Annotated in this window: 14 protein-coding genes; 9 read left to right on the top strand and 5 right to left on the bottom strand. The window is 66.2% G+C overall.

Going from position 1 to position 20,644, the window contains the following annotated elements:
• Positions 1 to 1,649: 1,649 nt before the first annotated feature.
• On the bottom strand, positions 1,650 to 2,186 hold the full coding sequence (locus GCT19_RS00320) for an META domain-containing protein (RefSeq protein WP_152850741.1): 537 nt from the start codon (positions 2,184 to 2,186) through the stop codon (positions 1,650 to 1,652).
• 247 nt (positions 2,187 to 2,433) lie between these two features.
• On the opposite strand from GCT19_RS00320, the gene purT reads away from it, so the two are divergent.
• The 6 genes from purT to GCT19_RS00290 all read left to right on the top strand — a co-directional run bounded on the left by purT (position 2,434) and on the right by GCT19_RS00290 (position 9,621).
• Positions 2,434 to 3,648 (top strand): formate-dependent phosphoribosylglycinamide formyltransferase, encoded by a 1,215-nt coding sequence (purT, locus tag GCT19_RS00315; RefSeq protein ID WP_152850740.1) that lies wholly within the window; start codon positions 2,434 to 2,436, stop codon positions 3,646 to 3,648.
• A 78-nt stretch (positions 3,649 to 3,726) separates the two neighbouring features.
• Positions 3,727 to 3,939, top strand: coding sequence for a DUF6726 family protein (locus GCT19_RS00310; RefSeq protein WP_152850739.1), 213 nt, complete (start codon positions 3,727 to 3,729; stop codon positions 3,937 to 3,939).
• A 115-nt stretch (positions 3,940 to 4,054) separates the two neighbouring features.
• Entirely contained in the window at positions 4,055 to 4,438 is a 384-nt protein-coding gene (locus GCT19_RS00305; protein ID WP_152850738.1) for an MliC family protein, read from the top strand.
• Between the two features lie 239 nt (positions 4,439 to 4,677).
• Positions 4,678 to 6,330, top strand: a complete 1,653-nt coding sequence (locus GCT19_RS00300; RefSeq protein ID WP_152850737.1) for an acetolactate synthase large subunit — start codon at positions 4,678 to 4,680, stop codon at positions 6,328 to 6,330.
• Between the two features lie 45 nt (positions 6,331 to 6,375).
• Positions 6,376 to 7,812 (top strand): aldehyde dehydrogenase family protein, encoded by a 1,437-nt coding sequence (locus GCT19_RS00295; protein WP_013088861.1) that lies wholly within the window; start codon positions 6,376 to 6,378, stop codon positions 7,810 to 7,812.
• Positions 7,813 to 8,166: 354 nt separating this feature from the next.
• Entirely contained in the window at positions 8,167 to 9,621 is a 1,455-nt protein-coding gene (locus tag GCT19_RS00290; protein WP_013088862.1) for a DEAD/DEAH box helicase, read from the top strand.
• Positions 9,622 to 9,728: 107 nt separating this feature from the next.
• Here GCT19_RS00290 and gluQRS read toward each other — a convergent pair whose 3' ends face one another.
• Together gluQRS and GCT19_RS00280 are read right to left on the bottom strand one after the other, a co-directional pair.
• Positions 9,729 to 10,619, bottom strand: coding sequence for a tRNA glutamyl-Q(34) synthetase GluQRS (gene gluQRS / locus GCT19_RS00285; protein ID WP_152850736.1), 891 nt, complete (start codon positions 10,617 to 10,619; stop codon positions 9,729 to 9,731).
• A gap of 52 nt (positions 10,620 to 10,671) precedes the next feature.
• Positions 10,672 to 11,535: a sulfurtransferase gene (locus GCT19_RS00280; protein WP_018431567.1), complete on the bottom strand. Its 864-nt coding sequence runs from the start codon at positions 11,533 to 11,535 to the stop codon at positions 10,672 to 10,674.
• A gap of 302 nt (positions 11,536 to 11,837) precedes the next feature.
• Between GCT19_RS00280 and dnaE the strand changes: the two genes are divergently transcribed.
• Positions 11,838 to 15,416 (top strand): DNA polymerase III subunit alpha, encoded by a 3,579-nt coding sequence (dnaE, locus tag GCT19_RS00275; protein ID WP_152850735.1) that lies wholly within the window; start codon positions 11,838 to 11,840, stop codon positions 15,414 to 15,416.
• Between the two features lie 58 nt (positions 15,417 to 15,474).
• On the opposite strand, the gene GCT19_RS00270 is transcribed toward dnaE, so the two are convergent.
• Positions 15,475 to 16,236, bottom strand: coding sequence for a glycosyltransferase family 2 protein (locus GCT19_RS00270; protein ID WP_018431565.1), 762 nt, complete (start codon positions 16,234 to 16,236; stop codon positions 15,475 to 15,477).
• Positions 16,237 to 16,480: 244 nt separating this feature from the next.
• Here GCT19_RS00270 and msbA point away from each other — a divergent pair, with 244 nt between their 5' ends.
• Together msbA and GCT19_RS00260 are read left to right on the top strand one after the other, a co-directional pair.
• Entirely contained in the window at positions 16,481 to 18,274 is a 1,794-nt protein-coding gene (msbA, locus tag GCT19_RS00265) for a lipid A export permease/ATP-binding protein MsbA (protein WP_041734305.1), read from the top strand.
• A 151-nt stretch (positions 18,275 to 18,425) separates the two neighbouring features.
• Entirely contained in the window at positions 18,426 to 19,475 is a 1,050-nt protein-coding gene (locus GCT19_RS00260) for a glycosyltransferase family 2 protein (RefSeq protein WP_152850734.1), read from the top strand.
• A 48-nt stretch (positions 19,476 to 19,523) separates the two neighbouring features.
• Here GCT19_RS00260 and GCT19_RS00255 read toward each other — a convergent pair whose 3' ends face one another.
• Positions 19,524 to 20,549, bottom strand: coding sequence for a glycosyltransferase family 2 protein (locus tag GCT19_RS00255; RefSeq protein WP_152850733.1), 1,026 nt, complete (start codon positions 20,547 to 20,549; stop codon positions 19,524 to 19,526).
• Positions 20,550 to 20,644 lie beyond the last annotated feature (95 nt).

Here is a 20,644-nt window from a genome sequence, read left to right as displayed (position 1 = left end):
GCCCTCGACTGACGTGTCGGACTCGGTAACAGCATGCTCAGCCGGCAACTCGACCGGTGCGGCTTCTTGCTGCGACTGCGTTGGCGACACCGTCTCGCCGTTTTCGACAGGCAGCACGTCCCGCTGCGCCGGCGGCATATCGAACGTTGTCGACGTACGTTCCACATCGCCAATCTTCGCGCTATCGGCGCCACGGCTGCGCGCGAGGCTTACGCCGGCCATGTCGGTCCAGCGCGCGGCGTTTTCCGCGATGCTGCGCAGCGTTTCCTCGACGCTCGCCGGCGGCTCGACCGTCGACGCGTTCGCCATCGTCCGCGTGAAGTCTGGTGTAGCCCGGCGCGCTGTTGACGGCAATGTGACGCCGTTGGCGCGCTGAGCGGCCGGGAACGGTTGACGCGCGGTCGCGCCGCGATTGAGCTGCGCGCTGCCATCGGTCGGACGCGGCAGCGACGACGCACGGCCGCCGCGGCCCGCGGCATTGATCGATCCCGCCGTCATGCCGACCCCAGCACCCGACGCGGCGGACCGGCCCGCCATTGCCTGTGCCGCTCGCGCCGACACGCCGGACGCATTGGCGGCCGTCGCGGCCAATGCGGCGCTGGAGCCGAACGGCGCGGCCACGCGCTGTTCGCCAACCGAGCGCCGGCCGGCCTGCGCAGCGCCATCACGCACCGGCATGCCCGCTGCGGCCGACGCACCTGGCGATCCCGCCGCCGCCGTTGCCGCACGCGGCTCCGTCGTGCGTAGCCAGCCGGCCGGCGCGATCGGCTCGGTCGGCACGAAGGGTGCGGCGGACCTGTCCGCGCCTTTGTCTACCTGCGGCGCCTGGGTTGCGATCGACGCTGCCGGACGCGGCGACGCGCTCGACCCTGTACGCAACACCGGCTCGACCTGCTTGAGCGGCCCACGCGCCGCGCTAGCGGCCGCATCGGCGCGCCAGCTTGCGCCGGCGCCACGGGCGGCAGCCTCCTTGCTACCCGCGATGCCAGCCGCAGCGGCGGCGCCCGCGCCGCGCCCGCTCGCGGGCGGACGCCACACCGTCGGCCGCGCGTAGCGACCCCTGCTGTTGCGCGGCGCCATCGTGTTGGTTGCGGGCGAAACATGCGACGGCGCGCCGTCGTCGACGGAGCGGTGGCGGCGCGCATCTTCGTCGCGCTTCGCGAGTCCGCGCGACAGCCCGAGGCCGAACGCGCCGTCGGCCCACGCGGCGACCTCGCTCCAGCGGAAGTCGATCAGCCACGGCAGGCTGATCAACAGCAGCGCGAGCGCCGCGAGCGGCGTGCCGATATGGCCGAGTAAATGCCCAAGCCCCGCGGCGAGCGCATGACCGAACCCATTGACGCCGGCGAGGCCGATCAGCGAGCCCTCGAGCGTGCAGCTCGCGATCAGCACGCAGACGAAGCCGAGCCACAGCCGGATCGTGCCGGGGCCGCGCAGACCCGCGCCGCCCGGCAGCACCGACTTCACGAGGCGCCACAAAAGAGGAATGAACCAGACGGCCGACCCGCCGAACCAGCCGAAAACTACCGTGTGCATACCAGACATCTACGAATGACGGAGCGCGCGAGAAGCGCGATCCGTCGAGTTTAAACGGCGCAGCGCGCGGCTTCGAAGGCCGGCGCGAGTCCCGAACGCGGCGCAAACTCGCATCACTTGTCGCTGCGATCGAACATCAGCGTGTCGCCGTTCTCGAGGATCAGCTGCATCTGCTGCGGCGCTCGCATCTGCACGCCGGTGCGAGCGATGCGCTCGAGCGCTTCGAGGAACGGCTTTTCGATGTCACCGCCCGGCGACACGCACGCCTTGCGCGTGCCGGCGAGGGTGCCGAAGCTCAGCTTGCCGTCCTTCAGCATGTACGAACCCATGAAGCGGTTGCAGCCCGAAAAGCCGCTCGCATGGCGTCGGCCGCCTTCGGTCGACAACGTGAGCGTGAGCGGGCCCTGATCGTTCGACGGCACCGCGCGCGCCGTGCCGTCGGCGTTCTTCCACGAGCTCAGCACCCAGCTGGTGTCGTCGAGCAGTTGCACGGCGGCGGGATTGAACGGATCGGGCGGCGGCGCCGACGCATCCGGATGCTTCGGGATCGCGCAGGCACCGAGCAGCGCGGCGATGCTCAACGCGGCGACGGCCGTGCGCAGGCACGGAGTGATGCGCGCAAGACGTCGCGGGCGGGAGCGGATGAGCATGGCGTCGTTCCTGTTCAAACTGGCGAAGGCGTAAGGGTAACGTACTAAGCTTGTCGTGCGCGAGCGATGCTAGCGGTGACGCGCTCGCGGCTGCGAACGTCGACGCGGCGATACGCTTGCGCCCGACCGCGACGGCCTCATAAGCGCATCCTGAGAGCACCCTGAGCGCCGCGCGGCAAGGGGTCCGCATGTTAACATCGCGGTCTATCCAATCCCACCCTCATCCCGACTTTTATCTGGAGTTCCCATGCAGATCGGCCAACGGATCGGCACCCCCCTTTCTGAATCCGCGACGCGCGTGATGCTGCTCGGCGCCGGCGAGCTCGGCAAGGAAGTGATCATCGCGCTGCAACGGCTGGGCGTCGAAGTGATCGCCGTCGACCGTTACCCGAACGCGCCGGGCCATCAGGTCGCGCATCGCGCGCACGTGATCGACATGACCGACCGCGCCGCGCTGCGCGCGCTGGTCGAGCAGGAGCGCCCGCATCTGATCGTCCCCGAAATCGAGGCGATTGCCACCGACGAACTCGCCGCGATCGAAACCGAGGCGCTCGCCGAAGTGATTCCGACCGCGCGCGCCACCCAGCTGACGATGAACCGCGAAGGCATCCGCCGCCTCGCTGCGGAAGAGCTCCGCCTCGCGACCTCGCCGTACGCGTTCGCCGATTCGCTCGACGAGCTGCGCGCGGGCATCGCGAAGGTCGGCTATCCGTGCGTCGTGAAGCCGGTGATGTCGTCCTCGGGCAAGGGGCAGTCGGTGCTGCGCAGCGAAGCCGACGTCGAACCTGCCTGGCAGTACGCGATGGCGGGCGGCCGCGTGAATTTCGGGCGCGTGATCGTCGAGGGTTTCATCGACTTCGAATATGAAATCACGCAGCTCACCGTGCGCGCGATCGACCCGGCGAGCGGCGCGGTCAGCACGTATTTCTGCGACCCGATCGGCCACGTGCAGGTCGCGGGCGACTATGTCGAATCGTGGCAGCCACAGCCGATGAGCCCGCTCGCACTCGAGCGTTCGCGCGAGATCGCGCACAAGGTGACGGCGGCGCTCGGCGGCCGCGGCCTCTTCGGCGTGGAACTTTTCGTGCGCGGCGACGACGTATGGTTTTCGGAAGTCAGCCCGCGTCCGCACGACACGGGGCTCGTCACGCTGTGCTCGCAGCGCTTCTCGGAGTTCGAACTGCATGCGCGCGCGATCCTCGGCCTGCCGGTCGACACGTCGCTGCGTGCGCCGGGTGCGTCGGCGGTGATCTACGGTGGCCGCGACGAGACCGGCATCGCGTTCGAAGGCGTCGCGGCGGCACTCGCGGTGCCCAACTCGGACCTGCGCCTGTTCGGCAAGCCGGAGAGCTTCGTCAAACGCCGCATGGGCGTCGCGCTCGCGACCGGCGAGAATATCGACGAAGCGCGCTCGCGTGCGAAGCAGGCCGCGGCGGCGGTCCGGCCGGTATCGGCGAAGTAACGGGCAGACGGCGACGCGCGGCGTACGCCGGATTCGTTGCTGACTTATCGCAGCAAAGAGATCGGAGTAGAGGATCGTATGGCGCTTGAATCGCGTAGCAATCCTTGGCGCGGCGCGCTTCGACGGGTCGGCGCACTCGGCGTGGGGTTCGCGCTGTGTGCCGGTATCAGCGGCTGCGGGCTCGCCGCGGCGCCTTGCCGGGTCGCTTCGGCGGGACTGAAGATCGTGCCGGTGGTCGGGCACGTCGCCGCCGCGCCGACCGATGCGTGCGCCGACGTGATCGATCCTTGAAACGTCGTTAGCTGTCCGTGAATTGCCCATGAGCTGCCCGTAATCCGTCTGTGACCCGCGCGGCGGCGGCCGGTATGCCTTCCCTGCCTGACCCCCGCAACAATCGAGGTGTTCGATGAAGACATGGCGTGTTGCATTTCTCACGGTGGCAGCATCGATGGTGGCCTGGCTGGCGGCATCTTCCGGCGGCGCATCGGCCGCGCCGTTGCAGTTCAAGAACATCGAAGGCAAAAACCACCAGACGCGCAAATACACGTGCGCGACCGGCAAGATCCTGCAGGTCACTTACTGGAACGCGCAGAACGGCCAGAGCTTCGCCGTGCTGCCGGTGAAAGGCACGTCGATGCTGTTCGTCAACACTGTCTCGGCGTCCGGCGTGAAGTACCAGGCCGGCAGCTATACGTGGTGGACCAAGGGTCCGCGCGCCAATCTATATGACCTGACGAGCGGCGAGAACGCGCCGCCGGTTCTCTCCGACTGCGTAACGGTGATTCGCTGATTCATTGAACGGCGCACACATGCGCCTCATGCGGCGGCTTCATCATCTGCCGCCGCCTGCTTCTTCTTGCGCCCGGCTTGCTGCCCCTCGCGCACATCGTTTCCATTCGAGTAGTAAGCTGTCCAGCATGGCGTTCGCCATGCCGTTTGCCATGCCGCGCGCGCGATACGGTGTTTCGCGCGCAGCCGTCGTTGTCGTCTTCGATTGTCCGTCCCCCGAGTCATCAAGCGAGACCCTCAATGAAAGCATCGGACCTGTTCGTCAAATCGCTGGAAGCCGAAGGTGTCGAGTATGTGTTCGGCATCCCCGGTGAAGAAAATCTCGATCTGCTCGAGTCGCTGCGCCGCTCGAAAATCCGTCTGATCCTCACGCGCCACGAGCAGGCGGCCGGCTTCATGGCCGCCACCTACGGCCGGCTCACCGGCCGCACGGGAGTATGTCTGGCGACGCTCGGCCCCGGCGCGACCAACTTCGTGACCGCGGCCGCCTACGCGCAGTTGGGCGGCATGCCGATGCTGATGGTCACGGGCCAGAAGCCGATCAAGTCGAGCAAGCAGGGGCACTTCCAGATCGTCGACGTGGTGCGGATGATGGAGCCGCTCACCAAGTACACGCGGCAGATCGTGTCGATCGGCAATATTCCGGCGGCGGTGCGCGAGGCCGTGCGCCGCGCCGAGGAGGAGCGCCCGGGCGCCACGCACCTCGAATTGCCCGAGGACGTTGCGCACGAAGAGGGCGACGGCAAGCCGATTCCGAAGAGCTACAGCCGCCGTCCGGTCGCCGAAGAGAAAGGGGTCGCGCGCGCGGTCGAGGCGATCACCGCCGCGAAGCATCCGCTCTTGATGATCGGCGCGGGCGGCAACCGCAAGACCACGACGAAGATGCTGCGCGAATTCGTCGACCAGATCGGCATTCCGTTTTTCACGACGCAGATGGGCAAGGGTGTGATCGACGAATCGCATCCGATGTGGCTCGGCAACGCGACGCTCTCGGACGGCGACTTCGTGCATCGCGCGATCGAGCACGCGGACTGCATCATCAACGTCGGTCACGACGTGATCGAAAAGCCGCCGTTTTTCATGCGCAGCGGCGAGGCGGGCGAAAAGACGGTGATCCACGTGAACTTCCTCGGCGCCGAAGTCGATCCGGTGTACTTCCCGCAGATCGAAGTGGTCGGCGATATCGCGAATGCGGTGTGGCAGCTGAAGGAGAGCCTGAAGACGCGTCAGGAGCATTGGGACTTCACGCGCTTCAAGGAGATCAAGGAGCACTTCGAGGCGCATCTGGTCAAGGGGCAGCACGACGACCGCTTTCCGATGTACCCGGTGCGGATCGTCAACGACGTCTACGAGGCCACGCCGGTCGACGGCATCGTGTGTCTGGACAACGGCATGTACAAGATCTGGTTCGCGCGCTACTACCGCGCGCACGAACCGAATTCGCTGCTGCTCGACAACGCATTGGCGTCGATGGGTGCGGGGCTGCCGTCGGCGATCGCGAGCAAGATCGTGCATCCGGAGCGCAAGGTGATCGCCGTGTGCGGCGACGGCGGCTTCATGATGAACTCGCAGGAGCTCGAAACGGCGGTGCGCATGAAGCTCGATCTGGTGATCCTGATCCTGCGCGACGACGCGTTCGGCATGATCCGCTGGAAGCAGGAAAACATGAACTTCCCGGACTACGGCATGACGCTTGCGAACCCGGATTTCGTCGCCTATGCGCAGAGCTATGGCGCGCAGGGGCATCGGGTCGAGGCCGCCGAACAGTTCGCGCCGCTGTTGCGCGAGTGCTTCGTGACGCCCGGCGTGCACGTGATCGACGTGCCGATCGACTATTCGGACAACGAGCGCGTCCTCAACCGCGAGATCAAGCGGTTGTCCGCGCGGCTTTGAGTCTCTGTGCATCGACGCTGTGAATCGCTTCAAGGAGAGCGCGACATGTTGCAGAAAACCTATCCTTACTACCTCGCGAACGAGCCGGTCGCCGCCAACACCGATCTCGAAGTCACCGACAAATTCAGCGGCGAAGTCGCCACCCGCGTCGCGATGGCCGACGCGGCCGCGATCGACAAGGCGATCGGCCTTGCGGTCGATGCGATGCCCGCGATGCGCGCCTATCCACCGTTCAAGCGCCAGGCGGTGCTCGAACACTGCGTGAAGCGCTTTCGCGAGCGCTACGACGAACTGGCGCTCGCGCTGTGCATCGAGGCGGGCAAGCCGATCAACGATTCGAAGGGCGAAGTCACGCGCCTGATCGACACGTTCAAGGTCGCTGCGGAAGAGAGCGTGCGGATCGACGGCGAGATCATCAACCTGCAGATTTCGCCGCGCGCGAACGGTTACCACGCCTACGTGAAGCGCGTGCCGATCGGGCCGTGCTCGTTCATCTCGCCGTTCAATTTTCCGTTGAACCTGACCGCGCACAAGGTCGCGCCGGCGATCGCGGCGGGCGTGCCGTTCGTGCTGAAGCCGGCGAGCCGCACGCCGGTCGGTGCGCTGATCATGGGCGAAATTCTCGCTGAAACCGATCTGCCGAAGGGCGCGTTCTCGATTTTGCCCGCGCACCGCGACGGCGCCGACCTGTTCACGACCGACGAGCGCTTCAAGTTGCTGTCGTTCACCGGGTCGCCGGCGGTCGGCTGGGAGCTGAAGCGCAAAGCCGGCAAGAAGAAGGTGATTCTCGAGCTGGGCGGCAACGCCGCGGCGATCGTCGACGGCGATCAGGGCGGCAAGCTCGACTACGTGGTCGAGCGGCTCGCGTTCGGCGCGTTCTATCAGTCGGGGCAGAGCTGCATCGGCGTGCAGCGGATTCTCGCGCATGCGAGCGTCTACGACGCGCTGCGCGAGAAGCTGATCGCGAAGACGAAGTCGCTGGTGATGGGCGATCCGAAGCACGAGAAGACCTTCGTCGGGCCGATGATCTCGGAATCGGAGGCGAAGCGGCTCGCCGGCTGGATGGAGGGGGCCGTGCAGGCGGGCGCGCAAATCGTCGCGGGCGGCAAGGTCGACGGCGCGATGTTCGAGGCGACGCTGCTCGAAGGCGTGAAGCGCGACACCGATCTCTATCGCAAGGAGGCGTTCGGGCCGGTTGCGATCCTCGAGCGCTTCAACGATTTCGAAGCGGCGCTCGCCCAGGTCAACGACAGCGACTTCGGCCTGCAGGCCGGCGTGTTCACCGATTCGCTCGCGCATGCGCATCGCGCGTGGGATGCGCTCGAAGTGGGCGGCGTCGTGATCAACGACGTGCCGTCGTTTCGCGTCGACAACATGCCGTATGGCGGCGTCAAGGATTCGGGGCTGGGGCGCGAGGGCGTGCGCTACGCGATCGAGGATATGACCGAGCTGCGGCTGATGGTGATGCGCGAGACGTGGTGAGTGGGCGCTCTGACGCGGGCAGGGCGCGCGCGGGACGGCTGACGAACTGACGAACGCCGCGCGCCGCCCGCCCAGGCGCCCGGCTGTCATGCCACTGTCGTCTGTGCGCACTACGCTGCGACCGAAGCAACGGCCGCGAGCGGCCGGCCAGCCGGCCGTCGTGAGCGTTTTTGCTGAAGTGCTACAATACTGGGCTTTCGGCGGGTGTTTCCGCCAACCGGAGCCGGCCGCATTAACCGAACTCACACGGGTCTCGCGCGGAACGACGTGGCTCCGCCTTCATCCTGATGCCCTCCGCGGCCCCGACCGCTGCCGCGCGCATCCGCGCCACGCGCCTTTTTAGCGAAAGCCACCATGTCCGACACAGCCGTCACGCCCAGCACCGAGACTTTTGATCAATTCGGCCTCGCGCCCGACATCCTGAAGGCCATCAAGGAATCGGGCTACACATCGCCCACGCCGATCCAGGCGAAGGCGATCCCGGTCGTGCTGGCGGGCCGTGACGTGATGGGCGCCGCGCAGACCGGTACCGGCAAGACCGCGAGCTTCTCGCTGCCGATCATCCAGCGTCTGCTGCCGCAAGCCAATACGAGCGCATCGCCGGCACGCCATCCGGTGCGTGCGCTGATCCTCACGCCGACCCGCGAGCTCGCCGACCAGGTCGCCGCGAACGTGCAGGCCTACGCGAAGCACACGGCGCTGCGCAGCGCGGTCGTATTCGGCGGCGTCGATATGAATCCGCAGTCCGACCAACTGCGCCGCGGCGTCGAAATCCTGATCGCGACGCCGGGCCGTCTGCTCGATCACGTGCAGCAGAAAACCGCGAACCTGGGTCAGGTGCAGATGCTCGTGCTCGACGAAGCCGACCGCATGCTCGACATGGGCTTCCTGCCCGACCTGCAGCGCATCCTGAATCTGCTGCCGAAAGAGCGCCAAACGCTGCTGTTCTCCGCGACGTTCTCGGGCGAAATCAAGAAGCTCGCCGCGACCTACCTGCGCAACCCGCAGACCATCGAAGTCGCGCGCAGCAACTCGACCGCGACCAATGTCACGCAGGTCGTCTACGAAGTCGCCGAGGGCGACAAGACCGGCGCGGTCGTGCAACTGATCCGCGAGCGCGGCCTGAAGCAGGTGATCGTGTTCTGCAACAGCAAGATCGGCGCGAGCCGGCTCGCGCGCAGCCTCGAACGCGACGGCGTGGTCGCGACCGCGATTCACGGCGACCGCTCGCAAAGCGAGCGCATGCAGGCGCTCGACGCGTTCAAGCGCGGCGAAGTCGAGGCGCTGGTCGCGACCGATGTCGCCGCGCGCGGTCTCGATATTGCCGAACTGCCGGCGGTGATCAACTTCGACCTGCCGTTCAACGCCGAAGACTACGTGCACCGGATCGGCCGTACGGGCCGCGCGGGCGCATCGGGCGACGCGCTGTCGCTGTGCAGCCCGAACGAGCGCAAGCAACTGGCCGACATCGAGAAGCTGATCAAGCGTCCGCTCGACTTGCAGCGCCTGACCGTCGAGGCGCCGGTGCGCCATCATCACGATGATCGTTCGCTGCGCCGCGAGCGCAGCGAATCGCGCGACGAGCGCAGTCGCCGTCGCAGCGGCGGGGCGTCGGGTTCGTATGACCGTCCGCATCATCATCGCGCGCAGCCGATCGACGATTTCTTCCTGAAGCCGTACGAGCCGTCGCCGGCATCGGTGCGCAAGGTCGAGGAGACGGCTGCGCCGCAAAAGACGGCGCCGAAGCGGCAACTGGCTGCGTTGCTCGGTGGCTTCGGCATGCCGAGGAAGACGCCTTCGTCTTCGTAAGGCGGGCTGTTGGGTTCGGAGCTCGGGGTGCAACGCCTCGAGCTGAAAAGCGGTGGGGCCGTGCGGTTCGATGTCTCGGAAAGCGCAGCAGGCTCCGCGCATGCGCATCATCTCGATACGCGAATGTTCATCCGTTTTGCCCAGGCCGCAGTTGCGGCGCTATAGAACTGCTCCAGCGTTGCAGGCACCCCGCTTCCCAGTTCCAGTCCCAGATGCCGTGCCGCCGCGACTAACGCTTCGAGCGGCTTGTCGCTATCGAGCGCGGTCGCGCCGGTCTGTTTGCTCAGCTTCTCGCCGTGCTCGTTGGTGACGACCGGCACATGCAGATATTCGGGCGTCGCCACACCCAGGCAACGCTGCAGATAAATCTGCCGCGCCGTCGAATCCATCAGATCCGCGCCGCGCACGATGTGCGTGATGCCCGCGTCCGCATCGTCCACCACGACCGCCAACTGATACGCCCATTGATCGTCCGCCCGGCGCAGCACGAAATCGCCGACCTCGGTCGCGAGGTTTTGCGTCTGCGGACCCTGCCAGCGGTCGTTGAACGTGATCACGGCGGGCTCGCCGTCGGGCACGCGCAGGCGCCACGCGCGCGCCGTCTTGCCATGCAGACCCGTGCGGCAGGTGCCGGGGTAGGCGAGCGTCGTGTTGCGCGCGTGCGCGTGCAATAGCGAATCGGCGATTTCCTTGCGCGTGCAGCCGCACGGATAGACGACACCGGTCGATTTCAACTGCTCCAACGCCTGCTGATAGCGCGCCATGCGCTGACTTTGCCAGACTGGCGTTTCGTCAGCACGCATGCCGAAGCGTTCGAGAGTCGCGAGGATGTCCTCGGCGGCACCGGGCACCGTGCGCGGTCCGTCGATATCTTCGACGCGCACGAGCCACGCGCCGCGCTGCGCGCGCGCGTCGAGCCAACTCGCGAGCGCGCTGACCAGCGAGCCGAAATGCAGCGGGCCGGTTGGCGAGGGTGCGAAGCGTCCGCGATAGGTCATTGTGTGGGCACGACAGGTGAGGCGCCCGCGGCGCGGGGCACCCCGGCTGTCGTTACGCGGCGCACGCGGCCTTGCTGTCCGGATGGCACGCCGGGCAGGTCTTGCCCGCGACGTACATCGGCGATTGCTGTTGCTCGGGGGTGACCACCGCGCGGCAGCCGAAGCATTGCGCGGTCGCGGTCGGTTCGAGTTGCGGATTCAGCGCGGTGCGATAGTCGAACACGAAGCAGTCGCCGTGATAGTGCGCGCCGCCCACTTCCTCGAAGTATTTGAGGATGCCGCCTTCTAGCTGGTACACGTTCTCGATGCCGACGTCCTTCATATGGATCGCGGCCTTCTCGCAGCGGATGCCGCCCGTGCAGAACGACACGACCGTCTTGCCTTCGAGGTCGGCGCGGTTGTTCTCGATCACCTCGGGAAATTCGCTGAACTTCGTGATCCGATAGTCGAGCGCGTTGTCGAACGTGCCGACGTCGACTTCGAACGCGTTGCGCGTGTCGAGCATCACGACCGGACGGCCTTCGTCATCGTGACCGCGGTCGAGCCAGGTCTTCAGCGTGGGCGCGTCGACGAACGGTGCGCGGCCCAGCTCGGGGCGGATCGCCGGCTTTTTCATCGTGATGATTTCGCGCTTGAGCTTGACCAGCATGCGCGTGAACGGCTGCTTGTCCGACAGGCTTTCCTTGAACTGCAGATTCGCGAACTTGCCTTCGAACAGCGCGTCGTGGCGGATGTAGTCGATGAAAGCGTCGGTGTTCTCGCGGGTGCCGGCGATGAACAGGTTGATGCCTTCCGGCGCGAGCAGGATGGTGCCGCGCAGGCCGAGCGCATTGCAGCGTTCGGTGACGAACGGGCGCCAGGCGGCGGTGTCTTCGATGGTCGCGAATTGATACGCGGCGAGATTGACGATACTCATGTGTGTTCTGCGGTAAAGATGGCCGGCGTGGCGAGGGGCGGCGGGTCGTGCCGCCGCTGCGCGCCCCGTACAAGACCCGGGGTTTTGCGCGCGGTTTTGCGCGCGTTTGCCGCGCATCTGCCAGTTAAATGGCCAGGCCGAAACAGGCGAAACCTCTATTATCCCTCAACCCGCGATTTTCCCCGACCTGGCCGAATGGCTAACGGGTTGCGCTAGCGCAAACAAGGCTCTCGCCGACCTCGTCCTGGCCGGATGGCCAACGCGCCGTTTAGACCTGAAATCTGCGGAAGGGTGGGGTTACAATGTCGCCCATGTCAGATCCCCGCTTCGTCCATCTCCGCGTTCACTCCGAATTCTCGATTGCCGACGGCATCGTGCGTCTCGACGACATCGTCGCGGCGGCGGCCAAAGACGGTCAGGGCGCGCTCGCGCTCACCGACCTCGGCAACGCGTTCGGCCTCGTCCGTTTCTACAAGGAAGCGCGTGGCAAAGGGGTCAAACCCATTGCCGGCTGCGACGTCTGGATCACCAATCCGGACGACCGCGACAAGCCTTCCCGTCTGCTGCTGCTGGTCAAGGACCGCCGCGGCTACCTGAACCTCTGCGAATTGCTCAGCAAGGCCTCGCTGACGAACCAGTATCGCGGCCGCGCGGAAATCGAAGCCGGCTGGCTCGAAACCGGTTTGGGCGAAGGGCTGCTCGCGCTGTCGGGCGCGCAGCAGGGCGACATCGGTCTTGCGTTGGCAGCGGGCAATGAAGAGGCGGCGAAGCGCAATGCACGGCATTGGGCGAAGGTGTTTCCGGGCGGCTTTTATATCGAGTTGCAGCGCTATGGTCAGCCTGGCGGCGAGCAGTACGTGCAGCAGGCGGTTGCGCTCGCGGCATCGCTGAAACTGCCGGTCGTCGCGACGCACCCGATGCAGTTCATGACGCCGGACGACTTCACCGCGCACGAAGCGCGCGTGTGTATTTCCGAAGGCGATATTCTGGCGAATCCGCGTCGCCAGAAGCGCTTCACGTCCGAGCAGTATTTCCGCACGCAACAGGAAATGGCCACGCTGTTCGCCGACATTCCGTCGGCGCTCGCGAACACGGTACAGATCGCCAAGCGCTGCAATCTGACGCTCGAACTCGGCAAGCCGAAGCTGCCGCTCTTTCCGACGCCCGACGGCATGTCGCTCGACGACTACCTGGTGCAGCTGTCGAAAGAAGGCCTCGAAAAGCGGCTCGAACAGCTGTATCCAGACGAGGCCGAGCGCGACGCGCAACGCCCGACCTACCACCAGCGCCTCGAATTCGAGTGCGGCACGATCATCAAGATGGGCTTTCCGGGCTACTTCCTGATCGTTGCGGACTTCATCAACTGGGCAAAGAACAACGGCGTGCCGGTTGGCCCTGGCCGCGGTTCGGGCGCCGGTTCGCTGGTCGCCTATGCGCTCGGCGTGACCGATCTCGATCCGCTGCGCTACAACCTGCTGTTCGAGCGTTTCCTGAATCCGGAGCGGGTGTCGATGCCCGACTTCGACATCGACTTCTGCCAGCACGGCCGCGATCGCGTGATCCAGTACGTGAAGGAGAAGTACGGCGCGAACGCGGTGTCGCAGATCGCGACGTTCGGCACGATGGCGGCGAAGGCGGCGGTGCGCGACATCGGCCGCGTGCTCGATCTCGGCTACATGTTCACGGACGGCGTCGCGAAGCTGATCCCGTTCAAGCCGGGCAAGCACGTGACGATCGCCGACGCGATGAAGGAAGAGCCGCTGTTGCAGGAGCGCTTCGACAACGAAGACGAAGTGCATCAGCTGCTCGAACTCGCGCAGCGCGTCGAAGGCTTGACGCGTAACGTCGGTATGCATGCGGGCGGCGTGCTGATCGCGCCCGGCAAACTGACCGATTTCTGCCCGCTCTATACGCAGGGCGACGACAGCGGCGTCGTCAGCCAGTACGACAAGGACGACGTCGAAGCGGTCGGCCTCGTGAAGTTCGACTTTCTGGGCCTGACCACGCTGACCATTCTCGATTGGGCCGAGCGCTATATCCGCCGCCTCGATCCGTCGAAGCAGGACTGGTCGCTAGGCCAGGTGCCGCTCGACGACCCCGCGTCGTTCTCGATCCTGAAGAAAGCGAATACGGTCGCCGTGTTCCAGCTGGAAAGCCGCGGCATGCAGGGCATGCTGAAGGACGCGCAGCCCGACCGCTTCGAGGACATCATCGCGCTCGTCGCGTTGTACCGCCCGGGTCCGATGGACCTGATTCCGAGCTTCTGCGCGCGTAAGCACGGCCGCGAAGTGGTCGAGTACCCGGACCCGCGCGTCGAACCTGTTCTGAAAGAGACCTACGGGATCATGGTCTACCAGGAGCAGGTGATGCAGATGGCGCAGATCATCGGCGGCTACTCGCTGGGCGGCGCCGACCTGCTGCGTCGCGCGATGGGTAAGAAAAAGCCCGAGGAGATGGCCCAGCACCGCGAGATTTTCGCGGAAGGCGCGGCCAGGAACGGCCTCACGCGCGAGAAGTCCGACGAAATCTTCGACCTGATGGAGAAATTCGCGGGCTACGGCTTCAACAAGTCGCACGCGGCTGCCTACGCGCTGCTCGCGTACTACACCGCGTGGCTAAAGGCGCACCATCCGGCCGAATTCATGGCGGCCAACATGTCGCTCGCGATGGACGACACGGACAAGGTCAAGATCCTGTTCGAAGACTGTCTCGCGAACAAGATGGCCGTGTTGCCGCCGGACGTGAACCTGTCCGCCTATCGTTTCGAGCCGGTCGCCGAAGCCGATGGCAAGCGCTCGCGCACGATCCGCTATGGTCTCGGCGCGATCAAGGGCAGCGGCCAGAACGCGATCGAAGAAATCCTGCGCGCGCGCGAGGACGGCCGCTTCATCGACATCTTCGATTTCTGCAATCGCGTCGACCGGCGCATCGTCAATCGACGCACGATCGAGGCGCTGATTCGCGCCGGCGCGTTCGACACATTGCATCCGAACCGCGCGCAGCTGATCGCTTCGGTGTCGCTGGCGATGGAAGCGGCCGAGCAGGCGGCGGCCAATGCGCTGCAGGCGGGTCTGTTCGACATGGGCGACGCGCCGTCGCAAGGCCACGAACTCGTCGACGAACCCGAGTGGCCGGAAAAGCGCAAGCTGCAGGAAGAAAAGGCCGCGCTCGGTTTCTACCTGTCGGGCCATCTGTTCGATGCGTACAAGGACGAAGTGCGCCGCTTCGTGCGTCAGAAGATCGGCGAGCTGAAGGAAGGGCGCGACAAGCTGGTCGCGGGCGTGATCGTGTCGCTGCGCACGCAGATGACCCAGCGCGGCAAGATGCTGATCGCGCTGCTCGACGACGGCACCGGCCAGTGCGAAGTGACGGTCTTCAACGAGGTCTTCGAAGAGCACAAGCAGCTGTTCAAGGAAGACGAACTGCTGATCGTGCAGGGCCAGGCGCGTAACGACGCGTTCACCGGCGGCATCCGCTTCACCGTCGAAACGGTGATGGATCTCGGCCGCGCGCGCTGCCGCTACGCGGACTCGCTGAAGGTGCAGATGAACGGCAACGCGGACGCACAGGCATTGCGCCGGGTGCTCGAAGCGCACACCGCCGGCAAGGACGAGCCGGCCGCGGCAGCCGCGCCGGCGGCCGCCACTCGTGGCAACGGCGGTGGCAACGGCGGCGGGCGTGGCGGCTTCGGCGGCGACGGCGGCCGTCAGCGTCAGGCGGTGCAGATTCCGAATGGGCTTGCGGTGCAGGTGGTGTATCGCAGCGAACACGCGCAAGGCGAAATGCGTCTGGGCGACGCGTGGCGCGTGAAGCCGACCGACGAACTGCTCGCCGCGCTGCGCGGCGAGTTTGCGGGAAGTTCGATCGAGATCGTGTATTGAGCGAGATCGGCGGTGTGGATCGGCCGGTGCCGCGGGTACCGGCTAACCTGAGCCCAGCTTATCGCCCGCCCGTTTTTTCCAGCCGCGCCAGCTTCAGAAACCGGTAATACACCGTCTCAGCATTGAACAGCGCGATCATCAGCCCGGCGCGGCCGTCCAGAAAACCGCGCCGCAGCAGATAAGTCCGTACGAACGCCCATAGCCCGCGCCCGATCGCAAGACGAATGCTGCCTTTCTGCCCGGCCTCGTAGCGCTGCCGCGCGCCGGCCGTCGAATACGCGTCGAGCTTGCGCAGCACGCCCTCGAAGTCCTCGTACGAGTAGTGCATCAGCTTGCCGGTCAGGCGTTGCGCGGGCGTATCGAACACGAGGCGCTCGTGCACGAGATCGTCGGAGAAGCGCGCGGTGCCGCGTTTGAAAAGGCGCGGAATCCAGTCCGGATACCAGCCGCTGTGATGGACCCATTGGCCGCAGAAGCTCGACAGACGGTCCACCGCGTAGACGTCGGCGGTGGGCGCGGCGAGCGCCGCGCGGATCGAGGCAGCAAGTTCCGGCGTGACGATTTCGTCGGCGTCGAGCGACAGGACCCAACTGGTGGTCAGTGCGTCGACCGCACGGTTCTTTTGCGGGCCGAAGCCCGGCCAGTCCGTTTGTTCGATCACGCGTGCGCCGTGCGCGCGGGCGATGTCGGCGGTGCCGTCGGTGCTGCCGCCGTCGATCACGACGATCTGGTCGGCGAAGGCCACGGCTTGCAGGCATTCGGCGAGCCGCGCCGCCGCGTTCCGGGTGATGATGGCAACGCCGAGAGTGGTTTCTTGCATACCTGAGCTGCGTGGAGGACGAAGTGACGGAGCGGGCCCCGCGACCCGGCAATCGAGCAGCGAGTATACACATCCCATCCGGCCCTAGACCACAGCGCCGATCCGCCAAGGTGCTGCGCGCATGCCGTCGCGCGCCGAGCGCCGGCCGTCATCTGCAACCGATTACAATGCTCTTTTTTGATATTCCACGCGGGCGCCCAACCCTGCGCCGCGTGCTCGCCGTTCCGCATTTCCAGAGGATTCCTTGAGCGCGAAGCCAACGTTAAGCAAACCCATGGGTTCAGGCGATGCGTCGTCGCCGGCCGTCGTCCTGCGGCGCCTGTGGCCATTCATCAAGCCGCTACTGTGGGTCGTGCTCGGCGCGATCGTCGCGATGGCGGTGAGCGCCGGCACCGACGCCGCCATTCCCGCACTGCTCAAGCCACTGCTCGACAAGGGCTTCGGCTCGCACGCGGTCGACAAGACCAAGTGGCTCGTGCCGATCGCGGTGATCGGTCTCGCGCTGATTCGCGGCGTGTCGCAGTACGCATCCGGCTATCTGCTCGCGTACGTGTCGAACAAGATCCTGCTGGAACTGCGTCTGAAGATGTTCGACCGCATGATCCACACGAGCGTCGCGTTCTTCCAGCGCGAAACCGCGAGCACGGTGATCAACGCGATCGTCTTCGAGGTCAACCAGATTCTGAACGTGCTGCTGAGCGTGATGGTCACGCTCGTGCGCGACTCGCTGACGGTGATCTTCCTGCTCGGCTATCTGTTCTATCTGAACTGGCGCCTGACGTTGATCGTCGCGGTGCTGCTGCCGGGCATCGGCTGGCTGGTCGGCAAGATCAATCGCCGGCTGCGGCGCCTGAACCGCGAGCATCAGTTGCTCACGAACGAGCTGTCGTACATCGTCGAAGAGACGGTGGGCGGCTACAAGGTCGTCAAGGTGCATAACGGCGAGCAGTACGAGATGGACCGCTTCAACTCGATGAGCCGGCGCCTGCGCGGCTACGCGATGCGCATGACGGTGTCCGGCGGCCTCGCGCAGCCGTTGACGCAGTTCCTCGCGTCGATCGCGCTCGCGGTCGTGATCACGATCGCGGTGGTGCAGTCGTCGTCGGATCAGACGACGGTTGGTGGCTTCGTCGCGTTCGTCACGTCGATGCTGCTGATCATCTCGCCGCTCAAGCATCTGATGGACGTGAACCAGCCGTTGCAGCGCGGCATGACGGCGGCCGAGCTGATCTTCGGTCTGATCGACGAGCCCGCCGAGCCGAAAGGCGGCGGCAAGCCGCTCGCTCGCGCACGCGGCGAGGTCGAGTTCCGCGACGTGTCGTTCACCTACGGCACCAGCTCGACGCACAACCGTCATACGCTCGATCAGGTGTCGTTCAAGGTCGCCCCTGGCGAGATGGTCGCGCTTGCGGGTCCGTCGGGCAGCGGCAAGACCACACTCGTGAACCTGCTGCCGCGCTTCTTCGATCCTACCGGCGGCGCGATTCTGGTCGACGGCGTCGCGCTGCCCGAGTACGACCTGCATGGGCTGCGCAGCCAGATCGCGATGGTGAGCCAGGACGTCGTGCTGTTCAACGACACCATCGCGCACAACGTCGCGTACGGCCAGGAGGTCGATGCGGAGAAGGTGAAGGCGGCGCTGCGCGCGGCGAACCTGTGGGACACCGTGCAGGCGATGCCGCAGGGCATCGAGACGCTCGTCGGCGACAACGGCATGATGCTTTCCGGCGGCCAGCGCCAGCGTCTCGCCATCGCGCGCGCGATCTACAAGGACGCGCCGATCCTGATTCTCGACGAAGCGACGTCGGCGCTCGATTCCGAGTCCGAGCGCCACGTGCAGGCGGCGCTCGAAACGCTGATGAAGGGCCGCACGACGCTCGTGATCGCGCACCGGCTGTCAACCATCGAGCGCGCCGACCGCATCCTCGTGATGGAAGCGGGGCGGATCGTCGAGCGTGGCAGCCATCGCGAGCTGCTCGAGCAGGACGGCTTGTACGCGCATCTGCATCGCATCCAGTTCCAGCAAAGCCCGGTTTGATCCGGCACATTGCGGCACCCAACCGCTGATTCGCCGATCCGGCCCCTTGTCTGGGCCGGTGTTGTGTTTAAGTCTCAATTTATTGCGCTTTTTCGGCGCTAATCGCATGCTGGCGGGCAATCACGGTCCGCCTGGCGGAAATCGACTGCCCATGTTTGACGACGATCCGAGCAAGCCGCTCGTCTCCATCGCGCTCGCGACGTACAACGGCCGCACCTATCTGCCCGAGCTGCTGGCTTCGCTCGAAGCGCAGAGCTGGCCGCATCTCGAAGTCGTGGTATCCGACGACGCCTCCCGCGACGGCACCCGCGAACTGCTCGCGTCCTATACGGGACGCGTGCCGGTGCGGCTCGTCGGCGATGGCACGCGGGCCGGCATCGTCGGCAATTTCGAGCGCGCGCTCGCCGGCTGCCGCGGCGACTACATCGCGCTTGCCGACCAGGACGACGTCTGGGCGCCCGAGAAAGTCGCCGACCTGATGCGGGAGGTGCGGCGCGCGGAAAGCGCGGGCGACGGTGCCGCGACGCCGGCGCTCGCGTTCTGCGACATCGAGCTCGTCGACTCGACGCTGTGCCGCCTGTCGCGCTCGCTGTTCGATATCACCGCGAAGTCGCGCTGCGCGACGCGCTTGCGCGATTTTCTGCTCAGCAACCATGTGCCCGGCTGCGCGATGCTCGTCAATCGCGCGGCGCTCGAACGCGCGCTGCCGTTCCCGCCCGGCATCGTGATGCACGACTGGTGGCTCGCGATGGTGGTCGCGTCGTTCGGCGAGATTCGTCACGTCGCGGCGCCGCATCTGAAGTATCGGCAGCATGACGGCAACGCGGTCGGCGCGAGCGCGACCAACGAGCGCGCGGTGCGTGATGAATGCGGCGCCGACGCGGCACGGCGGCGCGGCGCGAGCCGGCGGCGGCAGATCGAGGCCATCGCGGATCAGGTGCGGGTGTTCGCGCGCCGCTTCGGCGCCGAGCTGCCCGTCGATGCGCGCCATGACATGTATGCGTTTTCGCGTGGTGTCGCGAGCTGGCGCGGCGCGCTCGAGTTCGTGATGATCAGCCACACCGGCGAGACCTTCGTGCGCTCGGTGAAGATGCTGCGGCGCTTGCGCGCGAGTGTGCCGAGCTTCGGCGTCGAGGTGCGACGGCCGAGTCTCACTCGACGCTTGCGGCAGAGGCGGGGCGAGTCGCGCCGACTTTCGTGAGCCGCCTCCCGTCGAGTCGCAAAGCGCTGTCAGACCATACCGTCGTTCTCAGGCCTTGGTGCGCCGCACGACTCGCTTGAGCCAGATGCCCGGTGCATAGACCACGGGGCAACTCGCATACAGAAACATCCGAATCCGCAGCCCGAGCTTCACGCCGGCGCTGCGCGTCACGAGGCCGATGCGTTCGCCGAGGGTGCGCGCTTCGAACATCGCGTGAATGAACTGCTCGCGCGCGAGCTTCGGCGCCATCGCTGCGCGCATGCGTTCGCCGACACCGGCGATCTGAGCGTCGCGTTGCAATTGCGCGAGTTCCGCGAGTCCGTAGCGATTGCTCTGCCGCATCCGCGCGACCAGTTCGTCGACCGACTGGTAGCGGCGCTTGCGCGACAGCCCGCCGCGCCGGTAGCGCACCAGCGGCTCGCGCAGACTGATCGCGCCGCCCGACAGGATCGCACGCAGCACCATGATCTGGTCCTCGGCCGCCGCGCCCGGCAGCATCGGTCCGAAGCGCTCGATCAGGCGTCGCGACCACGTATGCGCGGCGCCGATCAGCCACGGACGCTCGACGAGCCAGTCGTCGAAGCTGTGATAGCGGTCTAGCTCGGTCGGGCTCACGCGCTCGTGCACGTGACCCGATTCGTCCATGTCGGCGAGATCCGTCGCGATCAGGTCGGGGCGGCGCCCGTGCGCGAGCCAGCAGTCGACGACGCGCTCGCAGCGCTCAGGCGCCGACATGTCGTCGCCGGCGGCGACGAACAGCAACTCTCCCTGTGCGAGCTGCGCGAGTTGCGACAGGTGCGCGCTGATGCCCTGGTTCACGGTATTGCGCCGCGCGATCACGCGATGCGGCCCGCTGTAGCCGGCGAGCGCCGCTTCGATTGCGGCGTAGGTGGCGTCGCTGGACGCGTCGTCGGAGACGATGATTTCGAGCGGTTCGTAGGTTTGCGCGAGCGCGCTGCGCACAGCGTCGCCGATCTGCTCTGCCTGGTTGTAGGCGATCACGAGCATCGAGACGAGAGGGCGGGTGGTGTCGGCCGTTGCAGGGCTTGCGAGGTGCGGCAGGCTATCGGTCATGGAGTCGGGGCGAAGGCGATTGGCCTAGATTCTAGCCGCTGACGGCCGCGCCGCGCGACGCACACGGCAATCCCGAACCCCCGAGCTGAACCCGT

Origin of the sequence: Paraburkholderia atlantica (assembly GCF_009362785.1) — a bacterium.
GTDB lineage: Bacteria > Pseudomonadota > Gammaproteobacteria > Burkholderiales > Burkholderiaceae > Paraburkholderia > Paraburkholderia atlantica.
The sequence above is the reverse complement of the archived record's forward strand: the minus strand, read 5'-3'. Positions and strand labels throughout refer to the sequence as shown.

Excerpts from the sequence above, each read along its gene's own strand:
- GCT19_RS00320 (WP_152850741.1), bottom strand. The coding sequence starts at position 2,186 with ATGCTCATCCGCTCCCGCCCGCGACGTCTTGCGCGCATCACTCCGTGC.
- purT (WP_152850740.1), top strand. The coding sequence starts at position 2,434 with ATGCAGATCGGCCAACGGATCGGCACCCCCCTTTCTGAATCCGCGACG.
- GCT19_RS00310 (WP_152850739.1), top strand. The coding sequence starts at position 3,727 with ATGGCGCTTGAATCGCGTAGCAATCCTTGGCGCGGCGCGCTTCGACGG.
- GCT19_RS00305 (WP_152850738.1), top strand. The coding sequence starts at position 4,055 with ATGAAGACATGGCGTGTTGCATTTCTCACGGTGGCAGCATCGATGGTG.
- GCT19_RS00300 (WP_152850737.1), top strand. The coding sequence starts at position 4,678 with ATGAAAGCATCGGACCTGTTCGTCAAATCGCTGGAAGCCGAAGGTGTC.
- GCT19_RS00295 (WP_013088861.1), top strand. The coding sequence starts at position 6,376 with ATGTTGCAGAAAACCTATCCTTACTACCTCGCGAACGAGCCGGTCGCC.
- GCT19_RS00290 (WP_013088862.1), top strand. The coding sequence starts at position 8,167 with ATGTCCGACACAGCCGTCACGCCCAGCACCGAGACTTTTGATCAATTC.
- gluQRS (WP_152850736.1), bottom strand. The coding sequence starts at position 10,619 with ATGACCTATCGCGGACGCTTCGCACCCTCGCCAACCGGCCCGCTGCAT.
- GCT19_RS00280 (WP_018431567.1), bottom strand. The coding sequence starts at position 11,535 with ATGAGTATCGTCAATCTCGCCGCGTATCAATTCGCGACCATCGAAGAC.
- dnaE (WP_152850735.1), top strand. The coding sequence starts at position 11,838 with ATGTCGCCCATGTCAGATCCCCGCTTCGTCCATCTCCGCGTTCACTCC.
- GCT19_RS00270 (WP_018431565.1), bottom strand. The coding sequence starts at position 16,236 with ATGCAAGAAACCACTCTCGGCGTTGCCATCATCACCCGGAACGCGGCG.
- GCT19_RS00260 (WP_152850734.1), top strand. The coding sequence starts at position 18,426 with ATGTTTGACGACGATCCGAGCAAGCCGCTCGTCTCCATCGCGCTCGCG.
- GCT19_RS00255 (WP_152850733.1), bottom strand. The coding sequence starts at position 20,549 with ATGACCGATAGCCTGCCGCACCTCGCAAGCCCTGCAACGGCCGACACC.